Source organism: Rickettsia amblyommatis (assembly GCF_002078335.1).
Lineage (GTDB): Bacteria > Pseudomonadota > Alphaproteobacteria > Rickettsiales > Rickettsiaceae > Rickettsia > Rickettsia rickettsii.
This window is the reverse complement of sequence record NZ_CP015012.1, coordinates 420,504-439,303: the sequence shown is the minus strand read 5'-3', so window position 1 is coordinate 439,303 and position 18,800 is coordinate 420,504. Positions and strand designations below refer to the sequence as shown.

Sequence of the window (18,800 nt, the reverse complement as noted above, 5' to 3'; positions counted from 1 at the left end):
ATTCTCTCTAAATTAGTATATAATTTAATAAGTATATGGTTTTTAGAATTTTGTAAAGCTAAAACTAGATTCTATAAACAAAATTTAAATTATTTGTATTTTAAAATATTATTTTTAATTTTGTTCACGGAACCTCATTATAATTGAATTTTATATTTTCTTTGTTAAACTACAAAAAATAAATTGGAAAGATTTGTCATGGATACTAATAGCCGTAATCGGTTAATAAAATCGGCAGCTTATTTATCGGTTACTACGGCATTAATTATTTTAAGTATAAAATTATATGCTTGGGTCGTTACTGACTCGCAATCAATCCTTGCTTCTTTAATTGATTCAATGCTTGATATAACTTCCTCCTTTATTAATCTAATAGCTTTAAGATTTGCCCTGCAACCGCCGGATCATCATCATCGATTCGGGCATGAAAAAATGCAGGATTTAACAATTTTTTCTCAATCAATATTTTGCTTTGCGTCAGCTTTTTTTGTAGGCTTTTCTTCGGTTAAATCTTTATTTGAAAAAACAAAACCGGAGAATATTAGCGACGGTACTACTGTAATGTATGTATGTATATTCTTAACAATTATTTTAGTGCTTTACCAAACTTATGTAATTAAAAAAACAGGATCGGAAATAGTAAAAGCCGATAAGCTTCATTATTTCACGGACTTACTAACTAATGTTATAGTAATTATCTCTATAAATTTAAGTGATTATTTTTGGTTTGTTGACCCATTATTTGGTGTAGTTATTTCGTTATATATATTTCACTCTTCTTATTCTTTATTTAGAAAGGCATTTAAAAATTTAGTAGATCATGAATTACCCGAACAAGATAGACAAAAAATTATCTCGATAGTTAATAACCATTTAGGGGCAAAAGGTATGCACGAAATGAAAACTAGATATGCCGGTCAAAAAGCTTTTATCCAGTGCCATCTGGAAATGGACGGCGATATGTCGCTTTATAATGCTCATAAAATTAGCGATGAGATTGCTTTTGAAATATTGCAGGAATTTCCGGAGGCTGAAATAATTATCCACCAAGATCCTTTTGGAATCGAAGAACACGTAAATTACCGTGAATATATTGTTGATAAAGAAGCTAATTTTAATAATTTTTTCATGGAGCAAGCTTTAAAACAAGCCAAGATTGCTTTTGATAAAAATGAAGTCCCGGTCGGAGCGGTAATTGTAGATAGGTTAAATCAGAAAATTGTTGCTAGTACCCATAACAATACGGAGGAAAAAAATAACGCTCTTTATCATGCTGAAATTATTGCTATTAATGAAGCATGTAATCTTATATCTTCTAAAAATTTAAATGATTATGATATTTACGTTACTTTAGAACCTTGTGCTATGTGTGCGGCAGCTATAGCTCATAGCAGGTTAAAACGTTTATTTTACGGGGCTTCTGATTCCAAGCACGGAGCAGTAGAAAGTAATTTGCGATATTTTAACAGTAGTGCTTGTTTTCATAGACCGGAAATATATAGCGGAATTCTTGCCGAAGATTCGGGGCTATTAATGAAAGAGTTTTTTAAGAGGATAAGAACTGTTATTTCTAGCCACAGTGATAACCTAGATGATGTCATTCCCGCGAAGGCGGGAATCCACACAAAATTTTTAAAAACAAAAAGTTAATGGAAATTATATTTAGTTTTTATTTACTGGATTCCCGCTTTCGTGGGAATGACATAGAGGATTGCAAGAATGACATAAAGAAGTAAGAAAACATGCTAAAACTATTAACCCCCTATTATTTTAATAGATTATCAAAGGTTATTATAATACCTATATTAGCTATATCTACTTGCGTAATGATGATTATAGGTCTTTATTTAGCCCTCATAGTTTCGCCGGTAGATTATCAGCAAGGTGAGTTTGTACGCATTATGTATGTTCATGTCCCTGCCTCTTGGATGGCTCTTGGTGTTTATGTTTTCATGGCAGCATGCAGCTTTAGCTATTTAGTATGGAAAACTACTATTAGCTATTTGCTAGCCGTAGCTTCTAGTTACGTTGGGGCTACTTTTACTTTGATTAGTTTAGTAACAGGTTCTTTATGGGGAAAACCTATATGGGGGACATGGTGGGTTTGGGATGCAAGACTTACCTCCATGCTCATATTATTTTTATTATATTTAAGCTATATTATTATAGTGAATAGTGCGGATAATATAAGAAAGGCACAAAATCCTTCTTCTATTATTGCTCTTATCGGACTAATTAACATACCGATAGTAAAATTCTCGGTAAATATTTGGTATAGCCTGCATCAGCCTGCTAGTGTTTTAAGGCTAGGGAGTCCAACTATTCACTCTTCAATGCTAAAGCCTTTAATTATAATGTTTATTAGTTTTATATTATATTTTCTATTAGTATTACTTTTAAGAACTTCTATATTAATCGATAAAATCAAAAACAGATAATAAAATGACTTATGTTGTAACCGATGAATGCGTAAAATGTAAATATACCGATTGTGTTGAAGTATGTCCTGTAGATTGTTTTTATGAAGGTGAAAGGGAAGATGATTTTATGTTAGTCATTAACCCCGATGAATGTATAGATTGCGGCGTTTGTGTTCCTGATTGTCCTATAGGTGCTATTAAACCCGAATCACCGGGGTTAATAGAATGGGTAGAACGTGCAAAAGATTTTATAGAAAATAAAGGATGGAAAAATATTACCAAAAAAAAAACTGCTTTGCCTGATGCCGATAAATTTAAAGATGAGAAAGATAAGTTTAATAAATACATAGGTTCTGTAAAGATTTCTAATTGATTTGTTATTTTGAGATATTTTTAAGCGAAAATTATAAGCTTTTTGAAGGAATAGTTAATCCTATTCCTTCAAAAAGCTTATAATTTTCGCTTAAAAATATCTCAAAATAACAAATCAATTAGAAATCTTTACAGAACCTAAAATAACATGAATTAACTATATGTGTTTATTTTGTCACAAAACTTAATAAAAGTTTTATTATATGAATCTAATTGCCGATTAATATAGAACTAAAAAATATAATATGTTATATATGCCATTAAGATAATGTTTAATTATTTAATTTGAGGTGCTAATCATGCAAAAGTTACTTTTAATAGCTGCTACAAGTGCGACAATTTTATCTTCTAGCGTATCATTTGCCGAGGGCATGGATAATGAGTGGTATTTAAGAATAGATGCCGGTGCAGCAATGTTGAATGAAGAAAAAGATAAGACAACCGGTGTTAAATTAAAATCTAATACAACTATTCCAGTTGATTTAGGTATCGGTTATTATATTTCCGAAAACTTTAGGGCCGATTTAACTTTAGGTACTATAATAGGTGGAAAGTTAAAGAAATCCGGAGCTGCGACTAATGCACCTTTTACTGGTACTAATGTTTCAGCAAGCCATAAACCTACTATTACACGTTTACTTATTAACGGTTATGTAGATTTAACTAATTTTGATATGTTCGATGTTTTTGCTGGTGCCGGTGTTGGTCCTGCATTAGTTAAAGAAAAAATTACATATAATGGGATAACCGGTCTTTCATCTAACACTAAAAACAGAACTAATATTTCTTACAAGCTAACTTTAGGTACTTCTGCACAAATTGTCGACGGTGTTAAAGTAGAACTAGCTTATAGCTGGATAGATGATGGTAGAACAAAAAGTAAGAATGTAATTTACCAAGGAACAAGTGTACCAACCGGTGGTATGCGTTATCAAAGCCACAACTTAACAGTCGGTATAAGATTTGATGTATAATTAACAAGAATATATTAATAGTTTTAGGTAATAATCTAATGTCACTCCGTGGCTTAACCACGAAATCCAGTCTTTTTTTTGTATTTCTAGATACCGTGGTTAAGCCACGGTATTGATATTAGACGACAACTCAAAAATGTCACTTAAAACTATTTTTTTCGAATTTAGGTAAAAATTATAAAATTATTATCTAATATCGTTTTTACTAACAACTAATAAAATTTAAAGGAAAAATTTAACAATATGAAAAAATTACTTTTAATAGCAGCTGCAAGCACAGCACTTTTAACTTCCGGTCTTTCATTTGCTGATTGCGATATGAATTCTTCTGTAGATTCATCTACTAATTCATCGATGTCATCATCTGTGGAAAATCAATGGTATTTAAAATTTAATGCCGGCGGTGTGATTTTTAACAAAACAAAACCTCAAGGAGCAGATTTTAAGTTAAAGTCTAATACAGGATTTACAGGTGAGATCGGTGCGGGTTACTATATCATGGATAATCTAAGAACCGATTTAACAATTGGAACGGTAGCAAGCAGTCATTTAAAGAAATCAAAAACTTATCCAGACGGTGATTCTTTCTCAGTAAAAAATAAACCTACTATTGTAAGTTTATTACTTAACGGTTATGTTGATTTCGTCGATTTAAGCATGTTTAAAGTATTTGCAGGTGCAGGTGTTGGTGCTGCTTTTGTAAAGGAAAAAATTAACTCTAAAGATATTAAAGATGGTGTAACTGACACTTTCAACGGTACTACTAAAAACAAAACTAACTTTGCTTATCAATTATCTTTAGGAACTTCATTTGAAGTTGCACCAAGTGTAAAAGCTGAACTAGTTTATAGCTGGAGAGATTACGGTAAAACAAAAAATACCACCAAAACTATTGACAGGGCTAAAGTTAAATTTGGCGGAACCCGTTATAAAGGTCATAACTTAATGGCAGGATTAAGATTTGATATGTAATTAGTCTTAAATCTTTTTACAAGCTATTAACACGAAAAAGGAGTCTTTAATAAAGACTCCTTTTTTTGTTTGTGTGCCTTGGTATTGCCTACGTGGATACTGAGACGTCATGAGCTAAGCGACTACAAGATATTATTGCATGATTCAGCTTTTTCGTCATTGCGAGAAGAATTACGTAGTAATTGACGAAGCAATCCAATAAAAAATTCTGATTTACAGCATTTTTATTATTTTTCCTAGATCCTACGGCTGCGGAGTTGTTGTATGGTTCGAAAGCCCGTACGATGTCATTCCCGCGGAAGCGGGAATGACATAAACTGAGCCAGGCAACAACACCTACAAGCTTGCGGAGTTATAGTAGAGATGGCATTGATATTCATGCCAACAAACTCTTAATCTAAAGACTCTTTTTTCCTTTATAAAACGTTACGTTCATTTTATGTATTGCTTCAAAGCCTAAATAAATTTTAATACGTTCTAGGATAATATCTTGATAATAAGGTAATTTTGCTGCAGTAGCATTATCTTCAGCTTGTATAAACAGCGTATTAATCTTTTGTTTTTTATAAGTATAGGTGGTGATTTTTAAAGGTAATGCTTTAGTGCTGAAGTTAAAACCGACTATTTTATTCCAGTTAATCATGATTTCAGGCAGCAATGGATGTTGTTTGGCAAATATACGTCTAACTATTTTATCGATATCCTCTTTAATTAGCTTCATTTTAATAAACTCTGCACTGTTAAAGTTATGACGGCTAAAGCAAGCATTATAGATATTACGGGAAAATGTAAAGATATAACCGATATGATCATTAAAAATATATTACAAACTGCTATAATTGATACTACTTGTTTATGAGATTTACCTTTTTGTACTGCTTTTTGAAAAAAATGCTTTAAATGAGGCTGCCAAATTTTTTCTTTATTGAGTAGCCGAATTAATATGGTTAGCACTGCATCAGTGATGTAATATAAGCTAGAAATAGCACAAGCTATAAATAAATTAGTGCTTGTAAGAGCCAGCAGGAGCAAACACAGACCCGTTAAGAATCCAAGACTAATACTTCCCACGTCTCCTAAAAATATTTTTGCCGGATGCCAATTAAATATTAAAAAACCACAAGAACAACCAAGAATAATAACATTTACACTAGCTATAAAATATGGATTATTAATAGCCGGAAATTGTAAAAAACATAATATAAGCATAGTGCTAGATAGCTGGATAGATTCCACACAACTCATACCGTCTATACCGTCCATAAAATTATATATATTAATAAAACCGCTTAAAGCTATAACTAAAATAGAATATATTAGTATATGTACAGAGTTTAGCTGCGAAAAAAGAAAAATAGCAAAAGCTGCACAAATTAAGTGGACTATTAAACGAATTAGAATAGGTACGGCTTTTAAGTCATCTAGAAAGGAAATCGAAGCAATTGCCAATAATAACGGTAATATTTTTATTGAATTAACAAAGTTATTGCTCGTTATATATTCAAACCCGCTCAAAGCAATCATTACAACAACTACAATAGCAAGACCGCCGCCGCGCGGTGTTATCTTATCATGAGCACGACGGTTACTTGGTATATCAACTAAACCGATAGTAGGAAGATATTTAGTTAATATATATGTTAATATAGTGGTGGATATAAAAGAAAAAATAAATAATGTGCTGTAGCTATTTATATTCATAGGAACATATTAGATTTAAAACTATAATATTTGTTATTACTTATAATGACGTGATCATGTACTATAATATTTATGGTTTGGCATGTCTCTACTATCTTATTTGTCATATGAATATCGGCTTTTGAAGGTTCAGGGCTACCGCTTGGATGATGATGCACAAATATAAGGCTGCTTGCTTCGTTAAATAAAGCTCGTTTAATTATCTTACGTGGATATATACCGCAGCTTGGTCTATAGTTCCTTGACTTAAAACCTCATCAACAATTAAAATATTTTTCTTATTCAAAAATAATATACGAAATTGCTCTAGTCGTATATTGTCCATATTAACTTTTAAATAATCAATCCAAGAACTCCAAGGAGCACTAATATTTTTATTTATTATTTTTTGTTTTAATACTCTAATTTATCAGCTCACGTATTAGAGCAAAATTGATATATAAATTTTCATTGGTGCCTTTAATACTAAGTAGCCTTTCCTTATCAAGGTTAATTAAATCCGTAATATCAAAATGATCAAGTAATTTTTTAGCAAGAGGTTTTATGTCTTTACGAGGGATAGCCGACAATAACATTACTTCAAGTAATTCGTAATCGGAAAAATGTTCTGTTCCAGCGGCAACGAAGCGTTCTTTTACTCTTTTACGGTGACCTATATAATGAGGCGTATCTATTTCATCATTACTAAATTCTAACAAATTATTTTCTAACATTCTTTATGTTTATTCAAATTATAAATAAGTAAAATGTTGCTGATGTCATTCCTAGCTAAAAGTGGGAATCCAGTAATCTTTAATGTCATCCTAGCTAACTTGATCGCGAGATCTAGTCTTTTTAAATGCTTTTTGGATCCCGTGGTCAAGCCACGGGATGTGACCACCGAGTGCGTTTTTCGATCCACGCAACAATGTTCCGCGGGAATGACATAGATAGCCATACAACAAAATCAATTTTTACCCTACAGTTTAGTATGGAGGATAATCAAGTTTTTTAGGTGAGAACGTAAATATTTCAAAACCGTCTTTAGTCACGCCTATAGTATGCTCAAATTGAGCCGATAATGATTTATCACGTGTAGTAACTGTCCATCCATCTAGTTTACTTAATATAGTGTCATAATTACCGGCATTTATCATAGGTTCAACGGTGAAAAACATCCCTTCTTCTAACGTTAGACCCGTGCCGCTGCGACCGTAGTTTAATATTGACGGTTCGTCATGAAAAACTCTTCCGATACCGTGACCCGTATAATCTCTAACCACAGAATAATTATGTTTCTCGGCATAGCTTTGAATAGCATGTCCGATATCACCGAGTTTAGCACCGGGTCTAACTACTTCAATCCCTTTCATCATTGCATCATAAGTTACTTGAATAAGACGCTTTGGCTTAATTGCTACGTCACCGACATAATACATACGGCTAGTATCACCGTACCAACCGTCTAAAATTACCGTAACATCAATATTGACTATATCACCGTTTTTTAACGGTTTATCGTTTGGAATGCCGTGACAAACCACATGATTTATAGAAGTACAAATCGATTTCGGAAAGCCTTTGTAATTTAACGGTGCAGGAACGGCATTATGAGAAGTAATAAAATTATGACAAAGGTCATTTAAACTATTAGTAGTGACATTTGGTTTTACGTGATCAGTAATAAAATCGAGCGTCTCTGCAGCTAATTTTCCTGCTGCCCGCATCTTTATGAAATCTTTTTCCGTGTGGATTTCTATGGTCATGAATTTTGGTTACCTTTCCCTCAAGTAAAAAAATATATTTTTCATAATACAAAATGGCTCTTTTAATGTAAATAACTTATCCTATTATTGAGAAGTGCTGCTATGTTACTTGATTTAGGTTTTGGATATTATAAATTGCTAATATAATTATTATTTAACATAATGGGTGTAGTTAGGTTATTATTTGCTCTTTCTGTTGTGGTTGCACATTCAACTTCTCATCCATTTCTTAAATTTATAGGTGCAACAATTGCAGTACAATCTTTTTTCATGACTTCCGGCTTTTATATGGCTATGATTCAGAGCAATTATACAAGCACAATAAAATTTAAAGTAGATATTTAAGGCTTTATCCTACTTATATCTTTTGTATTTTAGTTACTTTCTTCTTGCAGCAAAAATTTTCTTTTTTAAGGCAATTGTGTAATCTTCCATTTCCGGCTGGTTTTTTTAATTTTTACAAACCTAACAATGTTGTTGCAAGATATAACAATGTTTATTGGAATTAATAATAATACAGTATATTTTACAAAATACTTTATTGACTCCACGCCTCCTCTTGATCAATTTTTGTTGATACCTCCTGGTTGGTCAATTGGGTTAGAAATTGCTTTTTATTTAATGGCACCTTGGATTCTAAAAAAGAAAAATATCTATATTTTATCCATAATTTGTATATCTTTAATTACTAGAATTATTCTTCAGTTTAATGGATTTATAGGAGATTCTTGGTCTTATAGATTCTTTCCTTCTGAACTTGCAGTTTTCTTAATTGGTAGTCAAGCATTTTATATTTATACTAAATTCAAGAAATAAACGAAAAAAAGTCTTGGCTTAGTCAATCACTCTATTTATATATTATAATAATTATTACTTTTCCGTTTACCCCAATAGAGCCTCAACTAAAAAAATTACTTTTTTATTGTTTATTTGCTCTATCTTTAGGAAAAATATTTGACTTAGCCAAAGATAATAAGTTAGACAAATTAATTGCTTTACTCTCTTACCCAATATATTGTTGTCGTTTAATTGTCTTGTATAATATAATTACCTGCTATTTCATATTGGGCTGATAATGGGACATTGCTTAATACGTTGGTTACTTTTATAACAGTAATAATTATTTCTTTATTGAAAAACCTATAGAGTATTATAGAAAAAGATATAAAACTCATAATTTAGCTTAATATTTAAAACTATGCTATATTACATAAATAAAATTCTTTCAAACAATAAGGTACAAGCGATTATCTTAGGGATAATCGGGCTTGGGATTGTTACTGTTCTCACGTCATATAATATAGACGATCCGTCTTTTAACTCGGTCACAACAGAGTACCATAGTAATTTAGTCGGAATTTTTGGCTCTTATTTATCAGATTGTTTATATCAATTTTTTGGGTTGGCTGCTTTTATTATACCGCTTGCTTGCTTTGTTTGGGGGAGAAATTGCTGGTATGGAAGATATCGCGGCTCATTTATCCGTATGTTTGTAATGTTGCTTGCTCTCGTTAGCAGTAGCATATTATTATCTAAGATTAAGCTAGAATTCATACCGGCAAATGCAGGTGGAGCTATCGGAATAATAGCTTCTAATTTTTTTGAGCGATTTACAAATCAACTATACTTATTATTAATATTTTTTACCTTTATTATATTAGTTGTTTTATTTGAAATTAAATTTACTTCTTTAAGTAATTTTATTATTAAGCTAGGTAAATTTTTAATCTATCGGATACAATCTTTTTTATATAATGTATTTTCACGATTGTCGTCGATAAGATTATTCTCTACTAAAAACAATGATAAGATAAATATAACTTCTTCTTACCAAAAGCCTGTAAGTGAAAAAGTAAAATTCCTTGAAGAAGCGAGACCCGTACCTGCAAATCCTATAAAATTCTTTAGCAAACCTGTTAGCCCTAAAATATCTCAAAGCGAAATAGCAGAATTGCCGCCTATGTCGTTATTACGTGATCCTGAAAACCGTCATGTAAAAGGAGCTTCTTCCTCAGAGCTTAAACAAAAGGCTGAAGAGTTATTAACCGTGCTGAATGATTTTGGAGTTAAAGGGCAGATAATTAATATCAATCAAGGACCGGTGGTAACTCAATATGAATTTGAGCCGGCAGCAGGCACGAAAACATCAAGGGTAGTAGGATTATCTGATGATATAGCACGCTCACTATCTGCTTTATCAACAAGGATAGCAGTCATACCCGGCAAAAACGTACTTGGTATTGAGCTTCCTAATAAGCAGCGTGAATTCTTTTGCTTAAAAGCACTTATAGAGACCCCAGAATACCAAGACAAATCAACTTTATTGCCGTTAGTCTTGGGTAAAGATTTAGCAGGTAAGCCGCTGATTGCCGATCTTGCTAAAATGCCTCATTTATTAGTAGCAGGAACCACCGGCTCAGGTAAATCCGTCGGTATTAATGCGATGATTGTGTCGCTCTTATACCGCTATACTCCGGAAGAATGTCGCTTTATCATGATTGATCCGAAAATGCTTGAATTATCGGCTTATGATGGAATACCGCATTTGCTAACTCCCGTGGTAACCGAGCCTTCTAAAGCGGTAGTTGCTCTTAAATGGGCAGTTAAGGAAATGGAAAACCGTTATAGAATGATGAGCAATATCGCTGTTAAGAATATCGCAGGTTATAATGCAAAAATCTTAGAAGCGGTTAAAGAGAATAGGGTCATTGAGCGTTCGATTCAAACTGGTTTTGACCCTGAAACAGGTAAGCCTATTTACGAAACCGTTACAATGAACATGGAAAAACTACCTTACATAGTGGTTATTGTTGATGAGATGGCTGATTTAATGCTAGTTGCTGGTAAGGATATTGAAATGCTGATTCAAAGACTTGCTCAGATGGCAAGAGCGGCAGGCATCCATATTATTATGGCAACGCAAAGACCTTCTGTAGACGTTATTACTGGTGTCATTAAAGCCAATTTTCCAAGTCGTATTAGTTTTAAAGTTACCTCTAAAATCGATAGCCGAACGATTTTAGGAGAACAAGGCTCCGAGCAGTTACTCGGTATGGGTGATATGCTATTTATGGGGAGCACTTCCAAGATAAGTAGGGTACACGGACCGTTTGTTAATGAAGCCGAAATTGAGCAAATTACGGAATATTTGAAAGAGAGCGGTACGCCTGAATATATCTCTGCCGTTACCGAGCAACCTGAAGAAGACGATAGTAGCATTGATATCGGTGACGGCACCTCTGATGAAGTGCTTTACAAAAAAGCTGTGCATATAGTGCGTGACGAACGCAAATCTTCCATTAGCTATATCCAAAGGTCGCTTAGAATTGGCTATAACAAAGCTGCCAACTTAGTTGAGAAGATGGAGAAAGAGGGAATAGTCTCACCACCAAATCATACAGGTAAAAGAGAGATATTATTGCCTGAGAGGTAGGGTATTTTTTCGTCATGCGCTACGCTGCTACGGAATGACATATAATCTATATTATTAATTATAATAGACATATTAAAAAAGTTGCGTTAGAATTATAACACTTTTTAAGTGGTTTAATTTTTATTAAGGTTACATATGGCGAATATTTCTCCAAAATTATTTCAAAAAGCAATACAACAAGGTCTTAAGGCCGCTTTATTCACCACCTCAACCGCAGCGATAATGCTGAGTAGTAGCGGGGCACTCGGTGTTGCTGCAGGTGTTATTTCTACTAATAATGCAGCATTTAATGATCTTGCTGCTGTCAATAATTGGAATGAGATAACGGCTGAAGGGGTAGCTAATGGTACTCCTGCTAACGGTCCTCAAGACAATAGGGCATTTACTTACGGTGGTGATCATACTATCACTGCAAATGAAGCCGGTCGTATTATTACGGCTATAAATGTTGCGGGTACTACTCCCGTAGGTCTAAATATTACTCAAAATACCGTCGTTGGTTCGATTGTGACGGGAGGTAACTTGTTGCCTGTTACTATTACTGCCGGCAAAAGCTTAACTTTAAACGGTACTAATGCTGTTGCTGCAAATCATGGTTTTGATGCTCCTGCCGATAATTATGCAGGTTTAGGAAATATAACTTTAGGGGGAGCGAATGCTGCACTAATTATACAATCTGTAACCCCGGCAAAGATAACACTTGCAGGAAATATCGATGGAGGAGGTATAATAACTGTCAAGACAGATGCTGCCATTAACGGAACAATAGGTAATGTTAACCCAGCAGCTCAAATAAGTGTTGGGGCAAGCATCCTTTCTCTTGGGGGAGCGGTTATTAAAGCTACTACGACTAAATTAACAAATGCTGCGTCGGTATTAACCCTTACAAATGCAAATGCAGTATTAACAGGTGCGATTGATAACACCACAGGCGGTGATAATGTAGGTGTCTTAAATTTAAATGGTGAATTGAGTCAAGTAACTGGGAATATAGGTAATGCAAATTCATTAGCCACGATAAATGTAGGAGCAGGTACAGCCAAGTTAGAGGGAGCGGTTATTAAAGCTACTACGACTAAATTAACAAATGATGCGTCGGTATTAACCCTTACAAATGCAAATGCAGTATTAACAGGTGCGATTGATAACACCACAGGCGGTGATAATGTAGGTGTCTTAAATTTAAATGGTGAATTGAGTCAAGTAACCGGGAATATAGGTAATGCAAATTCATTAGCCACGATAAGTGTAGGAGCAGGTACAGCCAAGTTAGAGGGAGCGGTCATTAAAGCTACTACGACTAAATTAACAAATGCTGCGTCGGTATTAACCCTTACAAATGCAAATGCAGTATTAAGAGGTGCGATTGATAACACCACAGGCGGTGATAATGTAGGTGTCTTAAATTTAAATGGTGAGTTGAGTCAAGTAACCGGGAATATAGGTAATACAAATTCATTAGCCACGATAAATGTAGGAGCAGGTACAGCCAAGTTAGAGGGAGCGGTCATTAAAGCTACTACGACTAAATTAACAAATGCTGCGTCGGTATTAACCCTTACAAATGCAAATGCAGTATTAAGAGGTGCGATTGATAACACCACAGGCGGTGATAATGTAGGTGTCTTAAATTTAAATGGTGAATTGAGTCAAGTAACCGGGAATATAGGTAATACAAATTCATTAGCCACGATAAATGTAGGAGCAGGTACAGCCAAGTTAGAGGGAGCGGTTATTAAAGCTACTACGACTAAATTAACAAATGCTGCGTCGGTATTAACCCTTACAAATGCAAATGCAGTATTAAGAGGTGCGATTGATAACACCACAGGCGGTGATAATGTAGGTGTCTTAAATCTAAATGGTGAATTGAGTCAAGTAACCGGGAATATAGGTAATACAAATTCATTAGCCACGATAAATGTAGGAGCAGGTACAGCCAAGTTAGAGGGAGCGGTTATTAAAGCTACTACGACTAAATTAACAAATGCTGCGTCGGTATTAACCCTTACAAATGCAAATGCAGTATTAAGAGGTGCGATTGATAACACCACAGGCGGTGATAATGTAGGTGTCTTAAATCTAAATGGTGAATTGAGTCAAGTAACCGGGAATATAGGTAATACAAATTCATTAGCCACGATAAATGTAGGAGCAGGTACAGCCAAGTTAGAGGGAGCGGTTATTAAAGCTACTACGACTAAATTAACAAATGCTGCGTCGGTATTAACCCTTACAAATGCAAATGCAGTATTAAGAGGTGCGATTGATAACACCACAGGCGGTGATAATGTAGGTGTCTTAAATTTAAATGGTGAATTGAGTCAAGTAACCGGGAATATAGGTAATGCAAATTCATTAGCCACGATAAATGTAGGAGCAGGTACAGCCAAGTTAGAGGGAGCGGTTATTAAAGCTACTACGACTAAATTAACAAATGCTGCGTCGGTATTAACCCTTACAAATGCAAATGCAGTATTAAGAGGTGCGATTGATAACACCACAGGCGGTGATGATGTAGGTGTCTTAAATTTAAATGGTGAATTGAGTCAAGTAACCGGGAATATAGGTAATACAAATTCATTAGCCACGATAAATGTAGGAGCAGGTACAGCCAAGTTAGAGGGAGCGGTCATTAAAGCTACTACGACTAAATTAACAAATGCTGCGTCGGTATTAACCCTTACAAATGCAAATGCAGTATTAAGAGGTGCGATTGATAACACCACAGGCGGTGATGATGTAGGTGTCTTAAATTTAAATGGTGAATTGAGTCAAGTAACCGGGAATATAGGTAATACAAATTCATTAGCCACGATAAATGTAGGAGCAGGTACAGCCAAGTTAGAGGGAGCGGTTATTAAAGCTACTACGACTAAATTAACAAATGCTGCGTCGGTATTAACCCTTACAAATGCAAATGCAGTATTAAGAGGTGCGATTGATAACACCACAGGCGGTGATAATGTAGGTGTCTTAAATTTAAATGGTGAATTGAGTCAAGTAACTGGGAATATAGGTAATGCAAATTCATTAGCCACGATAAATGTAGGAGTAGGTACAGCCAAGTTAGAGGGAGCGGTTATTAAAGCTACTACGACTAAATTAACAAATGCTGCGTCGGTATTAACCCTTACAAATGCAAATGCAGTATTAAGAGGTGCGATTGATAACACCACAGGCGGTGATAATGTAGGTGTCTTAAATTTAAATGGTGAATTGAGTCAAGTAACCGGGAATATAGGTAATGCAAATTCATTAGCCACGATAAATGTAGGAGCAGGTACAGCCAAGTTAGAGGGAGCGGTTATTAAAGCTACTACGACTAAATTAACAAATGCTGCGTCGGTATTAACCCTTACAAATGCAAATGCAGTATTAAGAGGTGCGATTGATAACACCACAGGCGGTGATAATGTAGGTGTCTTAAATTTAAATGGTGAATTGAGTCAAGTAACCGGGAATATAGGTAATACAAATTCATTAGCCACGATAAATGTAGGAGCAGGTACAGCCAAGTTAGAGGGAGCGGTCATTAAAGCTACTACGACTAAATTAACAAATGATGCGTCAGCAGTGACATTTACGAATCCTGTAGTGGTGACCGGGGCGATAGATAATACTGGTAATGCAAATAATGGTATAGCAACGTTTACCGGTAATAGTACAGTAACTGGCAATATAGGTAATACGGCAGCATTAGCAACAGTGAATGTAGGAGTAGGTTTGCTACAAGTACAAGGCGGAGTGGTAAAAGCGAATGCAATAAACTTAACGGATAATGCGTCAGCAGTGACATTTACGAATCCTGTAGTGATGACCGGAGCGATAGATAATACTGGTAATGCAAATAATGGTATAGCAACGTTTACCGGTAATAGTACAGTAACTGGCAATATAGGTAATACGGCAGCATTAGCAACAGTGAATGTAGGAGCAGGAATAACATTACAAGCTGGAGGAAGCCTAGCTGCGAATAATATAGATTTTGGAGTCGGGAGTACTTTAGAGTTTAACGGACCTCTTGATGGTGGTGGTAACACAATTCCTTATTATTTTAAAGGCGCTATAGCAAACGGCAATAACGCTATATTAAATGTTAATACAAAGTCACTTACGGCATATCATTCAACTATAGGAACAGTTGCAGAAATCAATATTGGAGCCGGTAATCGTTTTGCAATTGATGCAAGTGCTGGTGATGTTACTATATTAAATGCTCAAGATATTAATTTTGGAGCTCCAGATTCTACTTTAGCACTTTCTAACTTAACTGGAGTCGGGGTAAAAAATATATTATTAGCAGCTGATTTAGTAGCTCCCGGTGCTAATGAAGGTGATGTAGTCTTTGATGGTGGGGTTAATGGCCTGAATATCGGGAGTAATGTAGCAGGTACCGCTAGAAATATCGGTGATGGAGGCGGTAATAAATTTAACACTTTACTTATTTATAATGCCGTTACAATAACCGACGATATAAATTTAGAAGGTATACAGAACGTGCTTATTAACAATAATGCAGATTTTACTAGTAGTACAGCATTTAATGCTGGTGCTATACAAATACACGATGCTACTTATACGATTGATGCAAATAATGGTAATTTAAATATACCGGCAGGAAATATTCAATTTGCACATGCGGATGCTCAATTAATATTACAAAATAGTTCAGGAAACGACCGTACGATCACACTAGGTGCGAATATAGACCCTGATAATGACAATGAGGGTATAGTAACATTAAATTCTGTAACTGCAGGAAAAAGATTAACGATAGCCGGAGGCAAGACGCTTGGTGGAGCTCATAAGTTACAAGCTATAGTTTTCAAAGGAGCGGGCGATTGCGGCGCGGCAGGTACCACTTTTAATACAACAAATATAGTGCTTGATACTACAGGTCAATTAGAACTTGGAGCTACTACGGCAAACGTAGTTTTACTTAATGATGTTGTTCAATTAACTCAAACCGGTAATATTGGCGGTTTCTTAGATTTTAATGCAAAAAACGGTACGGTAACATTAAATAACAATGTAAATGTTGCGGGAGCAGTCCAAAATACCGGCGGTACTAATAACGGTACGTTAATAGTTTTAGGTGCAAGTAATCTTAATAGCGTAAACAGGATTGCTATGTTAAAAGTAGGTGCAGGAAAGGTAACTATTGCCAAAGGCGGTGACGTTAAAATCGGCGAAATCCAAGGTACAGGCACAAATACTTTAACATTACTTGCAAACTTTAACTTAACAGGCAGCATAAATAAAACCGGTGGTCAGGCCCTGAAGCTAAACTTCACGAATGGCGGTAGTGTTAGCGGTGTTGTAGGGACTGCGGCTAATTCGGTTGGTGATATCACAACGGCAGGTGCTACAAGTTTTGCACGCAGTGTTAACGCAAAAGGTACGGCGACACTTGGCGGTACTACAAGTTTTGCCGATACATTCACTAATACAGGTGCGGTTACTTTAGCCAAAGGTTCTGTCACTAATTTTGCTAAAAATGTAACGGCTACCAGCTTTGTAGCTAACAGTGCTACTATTAATTTCGGCAATAGCCTAGCCTTTAATAGTAATATAACAGGTAGTGGTACTACACTTACTTTAGGTGCAAATCAAGTAACATATACTGGCACCGGTAGTTTTACCGATACGCTAACCTTAAATACTACTTTTGACGGAGCAGCTAAGTCAGGTGGTAATATCTTAATTAAATCAGGTAGTACTCTTGATTTATCAGGGGTTTCAGCTTTAGCAGTTGTTGTTACTGCTACTAATTTCGACATTAATAATATAAGCCCAGATACAAAATATACGGTAATATCTGCAGAAACAGCAGGTGGTTTAAAGCCTACTTCTGAAGAGAATGTTAAAATAACTATTAATAATGACAACCGTTTTGTTGACTTTACTTTTGATACATCGACTTTAACGTTATTTGCAGAGGATATAGCTGCAGATGTTATAGGTGAAGATTTTAAACCGGGTGGACCGCTTGCAAATATCTCAAATGCTGCAAATATAAAGAAATCGCTTGAGTTAATGGAGGATGCTCCCAATGGTTCAGATGCACATCAAGCTTTCAATAACTTTGGTCTAATGACACCGCTACAGGAAGCAGATGCTACAACGCACCTCATGCAAGATGTTGTAAAACCTAGCGATACTATAGCTGCCGTTAATAATCAAGTTATAGCGAGTAATATATCAAGTAATATAACGGCTCTAAATGCTAGAATGGGTAAAGTACAAGCAGCGAATAAAGGTCCTGTTTCTTCCGGTGATGAAGATATGGATGCTAAGTTTGGTGCGTGGATAAGCCCGTTTATCGGTAATGCAACGCAGAAGATGTGTAACAATATAAGTGGTTATAAGTCTGATACAACTGGTGGCACTATAGGTTTTGACGGCTTAGTTAGCGATGATCTAGCACTCGGACTTGCATATACAAGAGCCGATACTGACATTAAGCTAAAAAATAATAAAACGGGAGATAAGAATAAGGTAGAGAGCAACATCTATTCTTTATACGGTTTATATAATGTACCTTATGAAAATCTCTTCGTTGAAGCTATAGCATCTTACTCAGATAATAAGATAAGAAGCAAATCAAGACGTGTTATTGCAACGGCACTAGAGACTGTCGGTTATCAAACTGCAAACGGTAAGTATAAATCCGAAAGCTATACAGGTCAGTTAATGGCTGGTTATACCTATATGATGCCTGAGAACATTAACTTAACACCGCTAGCTGGGCTTAGATATTCGACTATCAAAGATAAGGGCTATAAGGAAACCGGTACTACTTACCAAAATCTTATCGTTAAAGGCAAGAACTATAATGCTTTCGACGGTTTACTCGGTGCTAAAGTATCAAGTAATATCAATGTCAATGAAATAGTGCTAACACCTGAGCTTTACGCAATGGTCGATTATGCATTCAAGAATAAAGTTCCGGCGATTGATGCAAGATTACAAGGTATGACTGCTCCTCTCCCAACCAACAGCTTGAAGCAAAGCAACACAAGTTTTGATGTCGGTGTCGGTGTTACTGCTAAGCATAAAATGATGGAATACGGGATTAACTACGATACCAATATCGGAAGTAAGTATTTCGCTCAGCAAGGTAGTGTAAAAGTTCGTGTTAATTTTTAATTAACCGTTCTATAATCATAAACAAAGCCTA

The 18,800-nt window shown here is 35.0% G+C and carries 12 protein-coding genes and 2 pseudogenes; 9 read left to right on the top strand and 5 right to left on the bottom strand.

All coding sequences use genetic code 11. From position 1 onward, the window contains the following. Positions 1-198: 198 nt before the first annotated feature. From A3305_RS09380 to A3305_RS02380, 6 genes and pseudogenes are all read left to right on the top strand, one after another. Positions 199-1,098: pseudogene (locus A3305_RS09380) on the top strand (cation diffusion facilitator family transporter); the annotation flags it as partial. A gap of 30 nt (positions 1,099-1,128) precedes the next feature. Next, complete coding sequence (locus A3305_RS09375) at positions 1,129-1,650, top strand: nucleoside deaminase (protein ID WP_050982634.1); 522 nt, start codon at positions 1,129-1,131, stop codon at positions 1,648-1,650. A gap of 92 nt (positions 1,651-1,742) precedes the next feature. Next, positions 1,743-2,438 (top strand): heme ABC transporter permease, encoded by a 696-nt coding sequence (locus A3305_RS02400; RefSeq protein ID WP_014391606.1) that lies wholly within the window; start codon positions 1,743-1,745, stop codon positions 2,436-2,438. Positions 2,439-2,442: 4 nt separating this feature from the next. Then, positions 2,443-2,793 carry a ferredoxin family protein gene (locus A3305_RS02395; RefSeq protein WP_012151392.1) on the top strand — a complete coding sequence of 117 codons (351 nt, stop codon included), beginning with the start codon at positions 2,443-2,445 and terminating at the stop codon, positions 2,791-2,793. Positions 2,794-3,091: 298 nt separating this feature from the next. Continuing rightward, a complete protein-coding gene (locus tag A3305_RS02390; protein ID WP_014392850.1) occupies positions 3,092-3,766 on the top strand; it encodes an outer membrane beta-barrel protein in 675 nt (224 codons plus the stop codon). A 243-nt stretch (positions 3,767-4,009) separates the two neighbouring features. Next, a complete protein-coding gene (locus A3305_RS02380) occupies positions 4,010-4,738 on the top strand; it encodes an outer membrane protein (protein ID WP_014392849.1) in 729 nt (242 codons plus the stop codon). Positions 4,739-5,135: 397 nt separating this feature from the next. Here the strand turns inward: A3305_RS02380 and A3305_RS02375 are convergent, their stop codons facing one another. From A3305_RS02375 to map, 5 genes and pseudogenes are all read right to left on the bottom strand, one after another. Next, entirely contained in the window at positions 5,136-5,459 is a 324-nt protein-coding gene (locus A3305_RS02375; RefSeq protein WP_014392848.1) for a DUF721 domain-containing protein, read from the bottom strand. After that, on the bottom strand, positions 5,456-6,439 hold the full coding sequence (locus A3305_RS02370) for an MraY family glycosyltransferase (RefSeq protein ID WP_014392847.1): 984 nt from the start codon (positions 6,437-6,439) through the stop codon (positions 5,456-5,458). The genes A3305_RS02375 and A3305_RS02370 overlap by 4 nt, the downstream gene beginning before the upstream one ends. After that, positions 6,426-6,845: pseudogene (locus A3305_RS02365) on the bottom strand (JAB domain-containing protein). The gene A3305_RS02370 and the pseudogene A3305_RS02365 overlap by 14 nt, the downstream one beginning before the upstream one ends. Continuing rightward, a complete protein-coding gene (locus A3305_RS02360) occupies positions 6,841-7,152 on the bottom strand; it encodes a UPF0758 domain-containing protein (protein WP_014392846.1) in 312 nt (103 codons plus the stop codon). Before A3305_RS02360 ends, A3305_RS02365 begins: the two are co-directional and overlap by 5 nt. 252 nt (positions 7,153-7,404) lie before the next feature. After that, on the bottom strand, positions 7,405-8,184 hold the full coding sequence (gene map / locus A3305_RS02350) for a type I methionyl aminopeptidase (protein WP_014392845.1): 780 nt from the start codon (positions 8,182-8,184) through the stop codon (positions 7,405-7,407). Positions 8,185-8,676: 492 nt separating this feature from the next. Here map and A3305_RS10130 point away from each other — a divergent pair, with 492 nt between their 5' ends. The 3 genes from A3305_RS10130 (at position 8,677) to A3305_RS02335 (ending at position 18,769) form a co-directional block, all read left to right on the top strand. Beyond that, positions 8,677-9,000: a hypothetical protein gene (locus tag A3305_RS10130; RefSeq protein ID WP_231289101.1), complete on the top strand. Its 324-nt coding sequence runs from the start codon at positions 8,677-8,679 to the stop codon at positions 8,998-9,000. Between the two features lie 382 nt (positions 9,001-9,382). Continuing rightward, positions 9,383-11,617: a DNA translocase FtsK gene (locus A3305_RS02340; protein ID WP_014392844.1), complete on the top strand. Its 2,235-nt coding sequence runs from the start codon at positions 9,383-9,385 to the stop codon at positions 11,615-11,617. A gap of 135 nt (positions 11,618-11,752) precedes the next feature. Beyond that, a complete protein-coding gene (locus A3305_RS02335) occupies positions 11,753-18,769 on the top strand; it encodes an autotransporter outer membrane beta-barrel domain-containing protein (protein ID WP_081120808.1) in 7,017 nt (2,338 codons plus the stop codon). The last annotated feature ends 31 nt before the right edge of the window (positions 18,770-18,800 follow it).